This is a genomic window from Vibrio sp. TRT 1302 (assembly GCF_050113875.1).
Lineage (GTDB): Bacteria > Pseudomonadota > Gammaproteobacteria > Enterobacterales > Vibrionaceae > Vibrio.
Map to the genome: position 1 here is coordinate 11,815 of NZ_JBNJOF010000012.1, position 15,790 is coordinate 27,604.

The window sequence follows — 15,790 nt, forward strand, 5'->3', positions numbered from 1 at the left end:
GTTAAACTCTAATCGTCATACCATCGCTAAGCGATTGTTTATAAGCTCTTAGTGCGGGAATAAATCCGACTAGGGTACCCGCAAGTTGTACTGCTCCCAGCAACGTCAGTTCATGTGATGAGAGGGCTAATATCTGTAGATTGATGCCGTAGTGTTGCTGGACGAGAGGCGCAGCGAAAGCAAGCGCCGCATAGAGCCCGATGATTCCGATGACTAAGCCGATGAATGTCAGGACACTGGCCTCAAGAATTAACAGACTAAACACATGTCTAGGTCGAGCACCCATCGCTCTTAAGATTGCCATTTCACGTCGCCTTTCTTGCAAGCTGGTGAGTAAGCTTGAAAGCATACCCAGTAGTCCCGCAATAACGACGAATACGGAAACGGCCATCAATGCCTGCTCCGCAACGGACATCATACCCCAAAGTTCATGTAATGCGACTCCAGGTAGGATGGCACTTAATGGTTCTTTGCCGTAGGTGTTAATTTGCCTCTGAAGAGCGAAAGTTTGAATTTTTGATTTCAGACCGATCAGCATTGCGGTGATCTGTTTGGGCTGGAAATCCATAGCATTTAACTGTTCAGCGGTCGGATTGTTGCCTAAATTGGCACCACTTTCCCAGCCAACGTGAATGGCTTCAATGGCTTGTAGAGAAACATGAATTGTTTTATCTACGGGCGTCCCTGTTGGCGCCAATATGCCTACAACTTTAAATGGCAATTTATCGTGGCGGCTGAATGCCACATCGCTTATCCCGTGTGCGATGACCATTTCACTACCGATTGTGTAGTTGAGGGAACGAGCGACCTCTGAGCCAATTACGGCTTCAAATAACCCATTAAACTCTTGCCCGTGTTGAAACGAGAGGTTCTGTTTCTTTCCATATTGGTAGTGAGAGAAATAGTCATGATTGGTCCCTAATACTCGGAATCCCTTATGAGAATCGCCAAGTGAGATTGGGATCGTCCATGCGACCGAGCGGTGCTGGCTAAACTCCTGAAAACTCTTCCAATCAATATTATTAGTGGCATTGCCTATGCGAAAAACGGAATAAAGCAATAGATTGACCTGTCCGGAGCGGCCTCCAACAATCAAATCGGTTCCTGAAATCGTGTTGGCGAAACTGCTTTTTGCTTCTGTCCGAATACGTTCAACTCCGAGTAAGAGAATGACCGAAATGGCTACGGTCAGGATAGACAGTATCGCAGTGACTTTGCGGTTTCGGACACTTTTCCACGCAAGGCTAACGGTTGGTGTCATGAATTCCCTCCTGCCTGATTAATTTGTTCTAGATTGATGGTTCGGTCGAACAGGGGCTCCAGTGTCGGATCATGGCTGACAAACAGAAGGGTCGAACCTGCTTGATTGACTTGCTCTAAAAGCAGTTCGATAAAAGCAGTGCGATTGTTGTAATCAAGCGAAGAGGTCGGCTCATCGGCAATAATAACTTCCGGTTTACCTATTAAGGCTCTTGCTGCGGCTACGCGTTGCTGCTGACCGATGCTGAGCTCGACCACGGGTTTGTTCAGTAGGTTCTCTGGTAAGCGAAGCTTTTTCAACAACTCTTGAGCGTGCAAGGTGATGTCACCTTCAACTTGCTGGCGACGTGAGGAAGAAAACTGACATGGTAGCATGACGTTTTCAATCACGCTTAAATATGGCAATAGATTAAATTGTTGAAAAATATAGCCAATATTATCAGCGCGAAACTTATCGCGTTGGCTACCTGATAGCGCTGAAAGATCTTTTCCCAATACGAGGATCTGACCTGAGGTAGCACAGTTGATGCCAGTCAGTAGCCCTAATAGGGTCGACTTTCCACAGCCACTGGGGCCTTTAATAAAAAGGTGCTCGCCACGCTTAATCGACAGTGAGGGAATACTTATTGTCGCGGCTCGGTTACCTGGCCAGATGAACTCGACTTGATTGAGTTCGACGACAGGCTGATGACTAAGGTTATCCATTCTGGTTTCCAATCATGGGAGTAAGGTGACTTGGCGGAAGCCAAGCCACTTTAGCATTAGAGTGAAATTGTGTTCTGACCTAGGCCAAGCTCCATTGCGGCTTGCTTGCTGTCAGTAAGTACATTCACTTTGATTGATTCTGTGCTTGGAAACTTAGTAAACCATGATGTTTCTATTTCACTGACTGCTGAAATGTTTTCACAGCTGTAGTGGTACTCCACCGTGAACTCCCCATGACCAGCGGCGCCATCTTGGTGATGCTCTTCATGATCGTGTTTGTCATGGTCGTGATGATTCTCATGGTCGTGATGATTCTCATGATCGTGTTTATCGTGATCATGATGCTCTTCATGATCGTGCTTATCATGGTCATGATGTTCTTCATGGCCATGTTGGTCGTGATCGCTGTCGCCTAAAGTGTGGGTGACTGATTGGTGGTTGACTTGACAGCCTGATGCCGAAGCAAAAGTAAAGATGTTATCTGCAAGGCTCAAGCTTGCTACTGCATTTTCAAGCTGCTGTTTTTCCTTATCGTTTGTCGGAGTATGCTCAAATCCAACAACATCCGCGCCCGGTGCCGTAATCTCGATCAGAAGTTCTTTGCCGTCTTGAGCAATATTAAATTCAACCTGACCATGGACATGGGCGCCATGTTGACGGAAACCTTCTTCTGCGTAAGCGAAGGAACTAGTGGCAATAGCGACACCGAGTGCGAGAGGAGTAATCTTGTTCATTATGATTCCTGAAATTATTTTATACAGTATGGTATCCACGCGAACGTGAACGACATTGAGTAGCATGCTTAAAATATAATCAAGAATATGGCGGGGAGCGGGGTTGATAGGCATAAAATTGGGCCTCACAGACTCGCTCTTCTAAGGTAATTTGTGGGCGCTCATGACCAGATTGGGACAATACGCTTGGAGCACTAGAGCTTGCTCCATGCAAACCACTCGCAAATAGCTGGCAGTGATGCTCACTATGGTGAGTGGAAGAAAGTTCGTATTGGTGTTCAATAAACGCAAAGTTTAGCCATAGCAACAGCGCAGCTGCTAGCAGAGCAACCGTTATTGAACGAACTGAAACTGGGCGAGATATCGACACGGCGAGAACAAACAAAAAATGGAATTGTTATACTATAACAATTCCATTCAAAAGGTGAAACCTAACTGCTCGATTGCTAGATGTTTTCTTTGACTAGCTTCAAGACTTGCTCAATCTCAGATTCATCGAGAGCGCCTTCTTTTACAAATAGCACTTTGCCTTGTTTGTCTTGAACAATGATCGCCGATGACTCTTTCGCTAAATCCCAATGACTTGCAACGGCTCCCTCTTCGTCTAGAACCATTGATGACCATGGAAATTCTTTTTTGCTGTCTTCCGCTGACGATTTGACAAACGATCCTGTTCCCCAGATAGCATCATCTTGGTTGATGATAGATGTCGTTTGGTAGCTTTGCTGAGGGAACTTCGCTGCAGTGATCGCTGCCATTAAAGGCGCATTGAGTTCTTTTGAACTGCTACGCCCAGCAATCGCTTGGATGACACGAACTTTACCGGTCATATCCTGCGTTGACCATGTCTGAAACGCAGTATCATCCCCTTGAAGAATGATTTCGCCGTAGCTTTTCACCTCAACCGTTGGAACGGCTTGGCCCAAGGCGATGTTGTGTGCAAAAGCCAAAGCTGGAGAGCATGCAATTGCTAGAGTAAGAAGGGTTTTATTTTTCATTATGTTATTCCTTTTGATTGTGCGAGAAAAAGTATATACCGAAAATTTTGCTTGGGTAGAGAATTGTGCTGAAGTGTGACGAAATGTGATCATTTTGTTAATAAACGCCTATCTATTCATGCCATATTAGGTATAATCCACACAGGTTCTAAGGAATGGAACCAAACCAAGGTTTATCTTGTGTTTAGTAGGAATAGGGGGGGGCTATGCTGCGTGAATTTACTACCTACCGTCCACATCAAGTTGCACGATTTGTTAAAACTTTGTTTAAAGGACAGTTTGTAATCTCAGGTGTGGGGAAATTTAAATTTGATAATGGCAAAGTTTTGTTACCAGACGTGAAAGATTCTCGAAAACTCATGACCTACAAAGAGATTAATCAGGCCATAGCGGCACTACCAGTATAGTGCGCACAGGTAAGTTACTGATTGCCAAATATTAAAAAGTCGCCCTTGTGGCGACTTTTTGCTTTTATTCTTACTGGGGAGGGAAACAGACTCCAGTACCACCCAAACCACAGTAGCCGTTTGGATTTTTAGCCAGATATTGCTGGTGATAGTTCTCTGCATAATAGTACTTACCCGCGGGCAGAATCTCAGTGGTGATCGATTGCACTTCGTCACCCAGTAGAGCTTGGTAAGCCTGTTTGGAAGCACTGGCGGTTTGATACTGTTCGTCACTATATACATAAATAGCAGATCGGTATTGAGTGCCGAGGTCATTACCTTGACGCATGCCTTGAGTAGGATTGTGTTTTTCCCAAAAAGCATGCAACAGTTGTTCAAAAGAGATCACTTGGGTATCAAAGACAACACGAACGACTTCAGTATGTCCTGTCTGACCACTACACACTTCTTCATAAGTTGGATTCGGTGTGAAACCACCAGAATAGCCAACCGATGTGCTGACTACGCCATCGAGTTGCCAAAAAAGTCGCTCTGCTCCCCAAAAACAGCCCATACCAAATAGAACTTGTTCGCAACCTTGTGGAGGTTCAGCGGTCAAACTGGATTGATTGACGAAATGACTATCGTCGATGGTGAGTGGTGTGTTTCTGCCTGGCAGCGCTTCTTGCGCGGTAATCATAGTTTGTTTGTTGAGCATCGTGAGTTTCCTTGCTGTGTATTATGAGATAGACCGCCTAGTTGACTGTTTTCATACAGACTTATTTTTTTTCAGGCGTTATTATTGCCTAACGTTATGGAGATAGATAATTAAGCATGATCATCAAACCTTTACCAGTCCTAATCACCCTAGCTTCACTCACTTTTCCAGTGTGGGCAAATGAGGTTGATCTCAAGATCAATGGTGTCGATGGCGCACTATTGGACAATGTAGAAGCTTATCTATCTTCGATTCCTGAACAAGACTATGAAGTCAGCCTTAGATTTAAAGCACGTTTAGAGCGTAACTTCACTGAATCACTCAATGCACTGGGTTACTACCATCCTAGTTACGACTTTAAAGTCTCTGATGATCAAAAACTGGTGACCGTTAATATTGATCCTGGCCCAGTTACGACCATAGAGCAGTTGGATATCCAGATAACAGGCGAAGCAGAAAATGATCCTGAGTTTCAAGCCTTGATTGAGAAAAGTGGTTTGCAGCAAGGGCGTGCTCTGCAACACAATCATTATGACTCACTCAAAAGTTCAATTCGTAACCTTGCCTTGCAGAGAGGGTATTTCGAAGGCGAGTTTACGCAGAGTCGTCTCGAAGTTGCCCCTAGCCTAAATCAGGCGTTTATCCGACTCCATTTTAATAGTGGTATTCGTTACCATTTTGGTGCGAATGGCATTACTGGAAGCCAAATCGAAGATGATCGCGTTGAGTCACTTTCACCGTACAAGCAGGGAGAACCCTACTTGGTGGCTAAGGTGGGCGAGTACAATCAAAACCTGTCCAATACAGACTGGTTTTCGTCAGTATTTGTGGAACCAGATTTGACTCAATTGGGCGAGGGAAGAGAACTGCCAATGAAAGTCTCTCTCGCGCCTCAGGCGAGAAACCAGCTTGAAACTGGTCTTGGCTATTCGACGGATGTGGGTGTCCGCGGGTCTTTAAAATGGAAGAAACCCTGGGTAAACAGCCGAGGTCATAGCTTTGACAGCAGTTTTTCTCTCTCTGCGCCTGAACAGACGATCACCGCCGGTTATCGCATTCCGCTAGACGACGTATTGAAAGAGTACTACCGAATTCAATATGGTATGAAAAACCTAGATAGCCGTGATACTAAAAGTCTGGAATCCAATCTTGCTTTGGAGAGGCACTGGGTGCTGGATAACGGCTGGCATAGAACACTCTACATAAGATACCTATTGGAGAACTATGAACAGGGCTTACAAGATGACAATGCGCAGTTCCTTTTACCTGGTATCTCCTTTTCACGTAGCCGAATTCGAGGCGGGGCTATGCCAATGTGGGGGGACCGACAGAGCTTAACCGTTGAGTATGGTGACCCTAGTATGTTGTCAGAGACGCGAGTAACGCGTTTGCTGGGTGCGATGACGTGGATTCGCGGTGCAGGTGAAAACCACCGAGGCATTTTCCGTATTGATGGTGGTGCTAACTTTGCTGAAGAGTTTGAGAAACTATCGCCATCTCTACGTTTCTTCGCTGGTGGTGACAACAATTTACGTGGTTATGGCTACGAATCTATCTCGCCAAAAGATGCCAGTGGCGCTTTGACAGGTGCTAAGTATTTAGCGACCAGCTCATTGGAGTATCAATACCGAGTTTATGGTAACTGGTGGGGTGACGTCTTCTATGATGTAGGTGACGCATTTAATGACACTCCGGATCTAAAACGAGGAACGGGCGTTGGTATTCGTTGGGCTTCACCCGTCGGACCAATTAGACTTGATTTTGCCTGGGGCTTAGATGCGGCAAAAGGCGATGAATTCAAGATCCACTTTACCTTAGGACCTGAACTATGACCCATGTTGTAATTAAGTGGTCAAAATGGATATCACTGATCTTTGTTGCATTAATGGTAGTGATCTTACTGGCATTGGGTGGATTGCTTTTTACCAATACCGGATTGAATCTAGCTTTATGGGGAGCTGAGAAATTTGTTCCCCAGCTAACGGTTTCTTCGACTCAGGGAGCGCTATTCCCTCGCTTTACTTTACATGGCGTCGTATTCAAAGATGACGACTTGCATGTAGACACAAAGATTACATCGCTTACTTTGGCCGTAACGCCAACGTGTCTCACTGAACCGAGAGTGTGTATCGATGAATTAGCCATTAAAGGTCTGAATTTTTCGATGCCGCAGTTGCCTCCTTCAACTCCCGATACAGAAACTGCGCCAGAAACGGCAACAACAAACATTACGTCACCCGTTCCAATAAAAGTGAGTTGGCTTAAGCTTGAAGATATTAATCTTGATGTGCTTGGAAACCAGATCTCTTGGCGTTTATTTACGTCGAGCGCTTCTTTTCAGGGTAATCGCTTACGCATTAACACGACCAAGTTTCTCGACCCATTAGTCAAGCTTGCCCCAAGCTCAGATGAAGAAAGTAAAAGTCCCCAAGAGCCGCCAGCATCTCCGGCGACTGAAGAGGCACAAGCGATCACTCTACCAGAGGTGAAATTGCCACTTCAGGTTGAACTGGTGCGTCTCGATGTTGAAAATTTCAAGCTTGATCAAGAGACGCCGATCGTTGTGAACCACCTTGGCCTTGGCGCCAAAGCGAAAGGTTCACAGGTCGTTATCGATACTTTAGAACTCCACATGCCTCAAGTTGAGGTGCAACTAAAGACAGATATTAAACTGAGTGGTGACTATCCGTTGTCGCTTGCACTAGAGGCAACCATCAAAGAAGAAATTGCTGCAGGACAAAAGATAGACCTAAAAGTGTCAGGCAGTGTCGCGGATTTAGGATTAGCGGCGAACTTAACGGGTTTGGCTCAAGCTCAGTTATCTGCTCAATTGCAGCCATTAGAGCCGAATGTTCCTTTTGATATCTCGTTGCTAAAAGCTAAAGCACAATGGCCGATGACTGGGAAAGGTGATTACTTTGTTTCTCTCGACGAGTTAAAGGCTAAGGGTTCATTAGATGGATACCAACTCTCTCTTATCACCGATGTAAAAGGTAAAGATGTTCCTGATGTTGGGGTGTCATTGCAAGGTGAGGGAGATTTGTCTCATGTTAATCTGAGTAAAATCGATGTCGATACACTCGGAGGCTCTGTGTCTGGTGACATGATGGCTGATTGGAGCGCTCCTGTGAACTGGGCCGCTAACTTATCTCTCACTCATATACAACCTGGGCTGCAATGGCCTGAAGCGGAAGGTGATATAAGTGGTGTTATTTCAACAACAGGTGCTCTTACTGATCAAGGTGGCTGGACGATTGAAGTGCCTAAGCTCGACATTGACGGTATCTTGCGCGATTACCCTCTCAATATCGAAGGAGCGCTGAGCGCTAAAGATAGCAAGGGCAACGGTGAGTTAAGTTTGCGCACTACCGGGCTCGTATTGTCTCATGGTCCGAATAGCATTAAAGCAAAAGGTGAATTGGATAAGGAATGGCGTCTTGATTTGGCGATAAACTTTCCTGATTTGATCAAAACCGTTCCCGATTTGCAGGGTAAAGCCGTGGGAAATGTCTTATTGCGTGGTGCGTTGAAAGAGCCGAAAGTTGGCCTTGCGTTAAACGTTTCGGCTGTTGATTGGCAAAAGCAAGCTCAAGTAGAAAAGATTGAGCTCAAAGGTAACGTAACGCCACTGCCCATTCCGAGTGGTCAATTGGCGTTGAAAGTCACTCAAGCTAAATATCAAGACTACCGAGTTGATGATGCCAGTATGAATTTTTCGGGAACACAACAGCAGCATCAGTTGCAGCTTGATGTTATTTCGAATATTGCCTCAACCAGTTTCGCGCTCAATGGTGTTTTGGTGGATAAGCCTGATTTGGTATGGAACGGCACCCTAGAGCGTATGAATATCTCTTCACAGCAGGGTGAATGGCGTCTAAACCAAGCCACCAAGCTGGGCTTTGAGATGGCGACGCAGCAAGTTGCGGTAGCGGCGCATTGTTGGCTTCAAGCGGATTCTAGCTTGTGCCTCGATAAGGATATTAAGGTCGGTCAAAGCGGCGAAGCCGCGTTGAGTCTTACGAGCTTCAACTTTGAGCAGATCAAAGCTTTTCTGCCCAAAGAAACGCTCATCAAAGGTGCCGCTAATGCAAATGTGTGGGCTAAATGGGCTCCGGATAGTGCCCCTCAGCTCAAAGCTTCCGTCGATTTAACTAAGGGACAGGTAACGCAACAACTTGAACAGCCAGTTCAGATTGGTTGGGAGAGTGTTAACCTCAATGCTAACTTAGTCGACAATAAGCTCCAAGCAGACTGGATGCTGGACGTTAGCAACAACGGTGATATTTCAGGTAACGTTACGATTCCTAATGTTTTAGAGAAAGATAAGCAGTTAGATGGCCGCTTTAAATTGAGCACATTTAACCTAGATTTCTTGGCGCCGATCATTGGTGAGTACAGTAAGTTGGAATCCAATATAAGTACGGATCTACAGATCAGCGGTCCAGCATTACATCCGAAAGTGAAGGGGCAGTTTGTTATCGATGATATCTTGCTTCAAGGGGATATTTCACCGGTCGAAGTTGATTCAGGTCGTTTAGCTATTAATTTCGCGGGTTATGACGCTTCATTGGCCGCGACCATCCATACCCCTGATGGGGACTTAGAGGTTTCCGGTGACGCGGATTGGAATGATCTGAAAGATTGGAACTCCAACATTCGAGTCTTTGCAGAGGAGTTATTGGTTAACGTTCCGCCAATGGTGAAGATCAAAGTGCAACCGGATATGACCATTTCTGCTTCGCCTACGGTTGTCCGAGTAGATGGAGACATCGCATTACCTTGGGGACGAATTGTGGTTGAAGAGCTGCCGCCAAGTGCGGTCGGTGTGTCCAAAGATCAGGTTTTACTGAACGATGATCTAGAGCCGATTGAATCGGAAAGTAAAGTTCCATTTGCACTAGAAACCAATATCAATATTAAGATTGGCGATGATTTTAAGTTGTCTGCATTTGGTCTTGAAGGTGGTTTGGTTGGTAAGCTCAATGTTGCACAAAAAGACAAAGGACCATTTGTCACGGGTGAAGTGAACATCACTAATGGTTCGTACCGTTCATTTGGTCAGGATCTGATTATCAATGAAGGCAAGATCTTAATGAATGGTCCTGTTGATCAACCGTATGTGCAGATTTCTGCTATTCGAAATCCGGACAACACTCAAGATGATGTGACGGCTGGTGTTAAGGTGACAGGACCAGCCAGCGAGCCGACAGTGACCATCTTCTCTGATCCTGCAATGCCACAGGCAAATGCACTATCCTATTTGCTCAGGGGACAGGATATTGATGGTGAGGCTGGAGGAAATGCCATGACCACCACTTTGATTGGATTGAGTTTGGCCAAGAGTGGACGAGTTGTCGGTGAGATCGGACAAGCGTTTGGTGTTCAAGATCTCCAGCTTGATACCGCAGGCTCCGGTGATGATTCACAGGTAACGGTGAGCGGCTATATTTTACCTGGGCTACAGGTGAAGTATGGCGTCGGTATTTTTGATTCAGTGGGTGAGTTTACTGTGCGATATCGATTAATGCAGGATCTCTACTTAGAAGCCATTTCCGGCGTCGACAGTGCAGTGGACGTACTGTATCAGTTTGAGTTCAACTAAGAGCGAAGGAAGGCGATGCAACATCTCGTATTTGTATATGGGACTTTACGTCGGGGTGAGAGAAACCATTATCTATTAGCGGACTCTCAATGTCTCGGTAATCATACGACTCCTCCTATTTACAGTTTGTATGATCTTGGTTCGTATCCAGCCGTATCAGATGGACACAGTGCGATTTTTGGCGAAGTGTATCTAATAGATGATCACACTCTTGAGCAGTTGGATTCCATCGAGGATGTTCCGGTCACTTATCGACGGGAGCAGATAGAGACAACATTTGGCCTTGCTTGGGTCTATATCTATCAAGATATTAGCCAATTAGATGTATTAATCGCCTCAGGAGACTGGTGTCAGAAAGTGTAGAAAATCGTTCCAGTCTATATCAAGTAGCGAGGAAACTGCCCACTAAAGGTAAAGGAGGGGAGAATGAGATACATGTTTATACTAGGGTTGTTGTTGCTGGCAGGATGCGCTTCTCAACCCACCCCGCTCAGTAGCGTAGAGAGTGATTGGTTCAATTATGGGCTCTCACGCGGAGACAAGGGTTATATACAGCAATCTGAGAAGCAACTTGCCAAGCTAGATAGTGGCAGCTTTTTTAATCAGGCACTTTATGACGCCTACACCAAAGGTTATGAACAAGGGCGCCTTAATTACTGCGGGCAGAATGCTTATATGCTGGGCGTACGAGGAAGACCTTATCAGGGTGTTTGCGATCAGCTCGATCCCTTCTTTAGTCAAGATTATATGTCAGGGCGAAACTCCACTGCGGGGTCGATGTTCTGACCTAGAAAAAGAGCCGACAATCGTCGGCTCTTTTTGTTTGCAAAGGTTAGTTTTCTTCGCGATTAAGCTCTAAAAACTCTTCGACCTTTTTCACCATGTTTTTCGACCCAACAAAGAAAGGGACGCGCTGGTGAAGCTCGGTAGGTTTGATGTCCATGATTCGGTTTACACCGTCAGAGGCAACCCCGCCCGCTTGTTCAATGATATAAGCCATAGGGTTACACTCGTACAATAGACGAAGTTTACCGCTTGGGTGGCTTTGCGTACTAGGGTAAAGGTAGATACCGCCCTTGAGTAGGTTACGGTGGAAATCAGCAACCAGTGAGCCGATATAACGCGAGGTATATGGGCGATTTTCACTTGGGGCGTTTTCCTGACAGTACTTGATGTATTTCTTCACGCCAAGAGGGAAACGAATGTAGTTACCTTCGTTAATCGAGTAGATGCTTCCATCTTGTGGGATCATCATATTCTCGTGAGAAAGGCAGAACGTACCTAGCGATGGATCGTAGGTAAAGCCATTAACCCCGTTACCTGTTGTGTATACCAACATGGTTGAAGAACCATAGATAACATAACCTGCTGCAACTTGTTTGTGGCCTGGTTGAAGGAAATCTTCTTCTGTCGGTGGTGTGCCGATAGGGGACACACGACGGTAGATTGAGAAGATGGTACCAACAGAAACGTTAACGTCGATGTTGGAAGAACCGTCTAGTGGGTCCATCAAAACAACGTACTTAGCATTTTTGTTGAGTTCTTTATTAAACGCTACCGCTTCATCTTCTTCTTCACTCGCGACACCGCACACTTGATCTCGAGCTTCAAGAGCGGCTTTAAATTTGTCGTTAGCATAAACATCTAGCTTTTGCTGGTCTTCGCCTTGAACATTCGCAGTGCCAACAGCACCAGTAATATCACCTAGGCCAGCTGCGTTAATTTCTCGGTTAACAATTTTGGCCGCAAGACGAATAGAAGAGAGTAGGGATGATAGATCACCGCTAGCGTGGGGGAAGTCCGCTTGCTTTTCAACAATGAACTCGCCAAGGGTGCGCATTCCAGACATGGTTTTTCCTTTAAAAAGTCGCTCAAAAATATGGGGAGGTGGACAGTGTCTATCTCTTACGGATCTTGAATCAGTGCCCGTGTTAATTCTAAAAGTAAGATCTTTTTATTGGTAATGAACTAACTGCTTGAGATCTCAATTTATTTGTCGACTAATCTTCGGCTTGCATTGATGACAGCGTGAGTTTGTGTGGATGAAGAGTAATCAACTGAATGGGTTAACATCATTATTGGTGATCAAAGTGGTTCGCTTTTCAGTGCTTTGTCGCCATAATGAACAGATTATTTTTGCCTAGGACAAAGTCAGTTATGCACATTCATATCTTGGGAATATGTGGCACCTTCATGGGTGGCGCAGCGATACTCGCTCGTCAGCTTGGACACAAAGTGACGGGTAGCGACGCGAATGTTTATCCACCGATGAGTACGTTGCTGGAATCGCAAGGTATTGAAATCATAGAAGGCTTTGACCCGTCTCAGCTTGACCCAGCACCAGATCTGGTTGTTATCGGTAATGCAATGAGTCGAGGTAATCCGTGCGTTGAGTACGTACTAAACAGCCAAATTCGTTACACTTCTGGACCGCAATGGTTACAAGAGTTTCTACTCCATGACCGTTGGGTGCTAGCGGTGTCGGGTACACATGGCAAGACAACGACTTCGAGCATGCTTGCTTGGATCTTAGAGGACTGTGGCTATCAGCCAGGATTTCTTGTTGGTGGCGTACTCGGAAACTTCGGTGTTTCAGCACGTTTAGGCGAAAGTGTCTTTTTTGTCGTCGAAGCAGATGAATACGACAGTGCTTTTTTTGACAAGCGTTCTAAGTTTGTACATTACCACCCACGCACTTTAGTGATGAACAATCTTGAGTTCGATCATGCGGATATTTTTGATGATTTAGAAGCGATTAAGCGACAATTCCATCACCTTGTTCGTACCGTTCCTGGAAATGGTCGTATTCTAGCGCCTAAGCAAGATGCTGAACTGGCAGATGTATTGGAACGCGGTTGCTGGAGTGAGACTGAGTTTAGCGGTGAAGAGGGCGATTGGCAGGCTGAGAAGCTGATTGTAGATGGTTCTCAGTTTAAAGTGTTCTTCCAAGGCGAAGAAGTGGGTATTGTTCGATGGGACTTGGTTGGCGACCACAATGTCGATAATGCCTTGATGGCGATTGCAGCGGCGCGCCATGTCGGAGTGACACCAGATTTGGCCTGTGAGTCATTGGCTAAATTTATTAATACTAAGCGTCGTCTGGAACTGAAAGGCGAAGTGAATGGTGTGACTGTCTACGACGATTTTGCTCATCATCCTACCGCAATTGAACTTACCCTCGGTGGATTACGTAACAAGGTCGGCAAAGAGAAAATTATTGCGGTATTGGAACCACGCAGCGCAACGATGAAACGTGGTGTTCACAAGGAAACCTTAGCGGCATCATTAGCAACCGCTGACGAAGTGTTTCTGTACCAGCCTGACAACATTGATTGGTCGGTGGAAGATGTAGCCAATCAGTGCCACCAACCTGCTCAAGTGAGCGCACAGATTGATGAACTTGTGGAGAAGATCGTAACGAGTGCGAAATCAGGTGATCACATTCTTGTGATGAGCAATGGTGGCTTTGAAGGTATTCACACTAAGCTTGTGGAAAAACTGGCTCAATAACGTAGTTTTAAAGTATGAACAAACAACATCAAGCCATCACTTTAGCTTTTACTGGAGCATCCGGTGCGCCTTACGGATTGCGGCTGTTAGAGTGCTTACTTGCTGCGGACTATCAAGTTTATCTGCTGATTTCGTCTGCCGCACGTGTGGTTCTCGCCACCGAGCATGATCTGAAATTGCCTGCTCATCCTGAAGCCACACAGCAAGCGTTGGTTGACCATTTTAAATGTGACCCAGAAAAACTGGTTGTCTGCGGCAAGGATGACTGGTTTTCTCCTGTTGCTTCGGGATCTGCTGCACCAAAACAGATGGTAGTGTGTCCTTGCTCAGCTGGCAGTGTAGCCGCGATTGCACATGGGATGTCGGACAATCTTATCGAGCGAGCAGCGGATGTGGTGATGAAGGAGCGTGGACAGCTTCTTTTGGTGGTGAGGGAGACTCCGTTTTCGACACTTCATTTGGAAAATATGCTCAAACTGTCGCAGATGGGTGTCACGATTATGCCAGCGGCTCCAGGTTTTTATCATCAACCCAAGTCGATAGAAGATCTTGTCGATTTCATGGTCGCACGTATTTTAGATCATCTCGGCATTGATCAGGGCTTAGTACCGCGTTGGGGATATGATCAACGTAGCTAAGAGTTCCTCTCATCAACTCTAGCTATTGAGTCACATAACTATTACAATTTGTCCGTTACTCATCGGGGAGCGATAGAGGCCATTTATATTGGACTCAGCTGAGATCGAGCTTTGCTCGGGACCCGTGTACCTGAACCAGATAATGCTGGCGTAGGAATTGAGTCTGGACATCCCTAACCACATTGTCCCTCAAGCCTGTGCCGCTCATACAAGGAGAGAGCGAGCAGTGAAAACCACTCTAAATACCATTTCAATCAGTACTCTGGCAGTTGTTAGCCTAACGTCTTTTTCTGCTCTTGCAGCAGACAAAACCTTAACTGTTTACACTTACGATTCCTTCGCCGCGGATTGGGGTCCAGGCCCTACGGTAGAAAAAGCATTCGAAGCTCAGTGTGGCTGTGACGTTAATTTTGTCGCGTTAGATGATGGTGTATCGATACTAAATCGCTTACGCCTAGAAGGGGAAAACAGCAAAGCGGACATCGTTTTGGGGCTAGATAACAACTTAATGGCAGAAGCGAAGAAAACGGGTTTGCTTAGCCAACATAATGTTGATACCAGTGCTGTGACTCTGCCGAATGGCTGGGATGACAAGACCTTTGTTCCTTATGACTTTGGCTATTTTGCTTTTGTTTACAACAAGGAAACATTGGCGAATCCACCTAAGAGCTTGAAAGAGTTGGTTGAATCTCGTGAAGATCTTAAAGTTATCTACCAAGACCCACGCACTTCAACGCCAGGACAAGGTTTAATGTTATGGATGAAGTCCGTTTACGGTGATGACGTTTCTCAGGCATGGCAAAACTTAGCGAAAAAAACCGTTACCGTAACCAAAGGTTGGTCAGAAGCGTACTCGATGTTCCTTGAGGGTGAATCTGATTTGGTTCTTTCATACACTACTTCACCTGCTTATCATTTGATTGCTGAGAACGACGCGAAATTTGCCGCAGCAGACTTCGCTGAAGGTCATTACACTCAAGTGGAAGTGGCAGCCAAAGTTAAGGGTTCAAAAAACGAACAGCTTGCTGATGAGTTTATGAATTTTATCCTCAGTGACGGTTTCCAATCGGCGATGCCAACTGGAAACTGGATGTATCCAGTAACGGGAGTTGCATTACCGAAAGGTTTTGAGACTCTGACAGTACCAAGTAAAGCGCTCGGTTTTAGTGCTGATGAAGTGGCGGATAATCGCAAGTCATGGATTCGTGAGTGGCAAAGCGCATTAACTTTCTAAGGTTG

General features: G+C 45.7%; 15 protein-coding genes and 1 riboswitch. Of the genes, 8 read left to right on the forward strand and 7 right to left on the reverse strand.

What is annotated here, in order from left to right:
- Position 1 precedes the first annotated feature (1 nt).
- The 5 genes from ACQEXP_RS14060 to ACQEXP_RS14080 form a co-directional block, all read right to left on the reverse strand.
- Positions 2–1,261: an ABC transporter permease gene (locus ACQEXP_RS14060; protein ID WP_426970534.1), complete on the reverse strand. Its 1,260-nt coding sequence runs from the start codon at positions 1,259–1,261 to the stop codon at positions 2–4.
- The gene (locus ACQEXP_RS14065) at positions 1,258–1,965 is read right to left on the reverse strand and encodes an ABC transporter ATP-binding protein (RefSeq protein WP_426970535.1); all 708 of its coding nucleotides are present in this window, start codon (positions 1,963–1,965) and stop codon (positions 1,258–1,260) included. Before ACQEXP_RS14065 ends, ACQEXP_RS14060 begins: the two co-directional genes overlap by 4 nt.
- A 56-nt stretch (positions 1,966–2,021) precedes the next feature.
- Positions 2,022–2,699, reverse strand: a complete 678-nt coding sequence (gene zrgA, locus ACQEXP_RS14070) for a zinc uptake protein ZrgA (protein WP_426970537.1) — start codon at positions 2,697–2,699, stop codon at positions 2,022–2,024.
- A gap of 79 nt (positions 2,700–2,778) precedes the next feature.
- Positions 2,779–3,069: a DUF2607 family protein gene (locus ACQEXP_RS14075; RefSeq protein WP_269377918.1), complete on the reverse strand. Its 291-nt coding sequence runs from the start codon at positions 3,067–3,069 to the stop codon at positions 2,779–2,781.
- 76 nt (positions 3,070–3,145) lie between these two features.
- Complete coding sequence (locus tag ACQEXP_RS14080) at positions 3,146–3,697, reverse strand: YtfJ family protein (RefSeq protein ID WP_269377919.1); 552 nt, start codon at positions 3,695–3,697, stop codon at positions 3,146–3,148.
- A gap of 206 nt (positions 3,698–3,903) precedes the next feature.
- On the opposite strand from ACQEXP_RS14080, the gene ACQEXP_RS14085 reads away from it, so the two are divergent.
- A complete protein-coding gene (locus tag ACQEXP_RS14085; RefSeq protein WP_269377920.1) occupies positions 3,904–4,104 on the forward strand; it encodes a DUF1107 family protein in 201 nt (66 codons plus the stop codon).
- Between the two features lie 70 nt (positions 4,105–4,174).
- Here ACQEXP_RS14085 and msrA read toward each other — a convergent pair whose 3' ends face one another.
- Complete coding sequence (gene msrA / locus ACQEXP_RS14090; RefSeq protein WP_269377921.1) at positions 4,175–4,801, reverse strand: peptide-methionine (S)-S-oxide reductase MsrA; 627 nt, start codon at positions 4,799–4,801, stop codon at positions 4,175–4,177.
- Positions 4,802–4,917: 116 nt separating this feature from the next.
- On the opposite strand from msrA, the gene tamA reads away from it, so the two are divergent.
- The 4 genes from tamA to ACQEXP_RS14110 all read left to right on the forward strand — a co-directional run bounded on the left by tamA (position 4,918) and on the right by ACQEXP_RS14110 (position 11,189).
- Positions 4,918–6,633, forward strand: coding sequence for an autotransporter assembly complex protein TamA (tamA, locus tag ACQEXP_RS14095; protein WP_426970539.1), 1,716 nt, complete (start codon positions 4,918–4,920; stop codon positions 6,631–6,633).
- Positions 6,630–10,403, forward strand: a complete 3,774-nt coding sequence (gene tamB, locus ACQEXP_RS14100; protein ID WP_426970541.1) for an autotransporter assembly complex protein TamB — start codon at positions 6,630–6,632, stop codon at positions 10,401–10,403. The genes tamA and tamB overlap by 4 nt, the downstream gene beginning before the upstream one ends.
- A gap of 15 nt (positions 10,404–10,418) precedes the next feature.
- Positions 10,419–10,766 (forward strand): gamma-glutamylcyclotransferase family protein, encoded by a 348-nt coding sequence (locus ACQEXP_RS14105; protein WP_426970543.1) that lies wholly within the window; start codon positions 10,419–10,421, stop codon positions 10,764–10,766.
- A gap of 63 nt (positions 10,767–10,829) precedes the next feature.
- Complete coding sequence (locus tag ACQEXP_RS14110) at positions 10,830–11,189, forward strand: DUF2799 domain-containing protein (protein ID WP_426970545.1); 360 nt, start codon at positions 10,830–10,832, stop codon at positions 11,187–11,189.
- Between the two features lie 46 nt (positions 11,190–11,235).
- On the opposite strand, the gene fbp is transcribed toward ACQEXP_RS14110, so the two are convergent.
- Positions 11,236–12,252, reverse strand: a complete 1,017-nt coding sequence (fbp, locus tag ACQEXP_RS14115) for a class 1 fructose-bisphosphatase (protein WP_269377926.1) — start codon at positions 12,250–12,252, stop codon at positions 11,236–11,238.
- Between the two features lie 308 nt (positions 12,253–12,560).
- On the opposite strand from fbp, the gene mpl reads away from it, so the two are divergent.
- From mpl to thiB, 3 genes are all read left to right on the forward strand, one after another.
- A complete protein-coding gene (mpl, locus tag ACQEXP_RS14120; protein ID WP_426970546.1) occupies positions 12,561–13,913 on the forward strand; it encodes a UDP-N-acetylmuramate:L-alanyl-gamma-D-glutamyl-meso-diaminopimelate ligase in 1,353 nt (450 codons plus the stop codon).
- A gap of 14 nt (positions 13,914–13,927) precedes the next feature.
- Positions 13,928–14,551 (forward strand): flavin prenyltransferase UbiX, encoded by a 624-nt coding sequence (locus ACQEXP_RS14125; RefSeq protein ID WP_426970548.1) that lies wholly within the window; start codon positions 13,928–13,930, stop codon positions 14,549–14,551.
- 53 nt (positions 14,552–14,604) lie between these two features.
- Positions 14,605–14,725, forward strand: a riboswitch (TPP riboswitch).
- Positions 14,726–14,777: 52 nt separating this feature from the next.
- The gene (gene thiB / locus ACQEXP_RS14130) at positions 14,778–15,785 is read left to right on the forward strand and encodes a thiamine ABC transporter substrate binding subunit (protein ID WP_426970550.1); all 1,008 of its coding nucleotides are present in this window, start codon (positions 14,778–14,780) and stop codon (positions 15,783–15,785) included.
- Positions 15,786–15,790 lie beyond the last annotated feature (5 nt).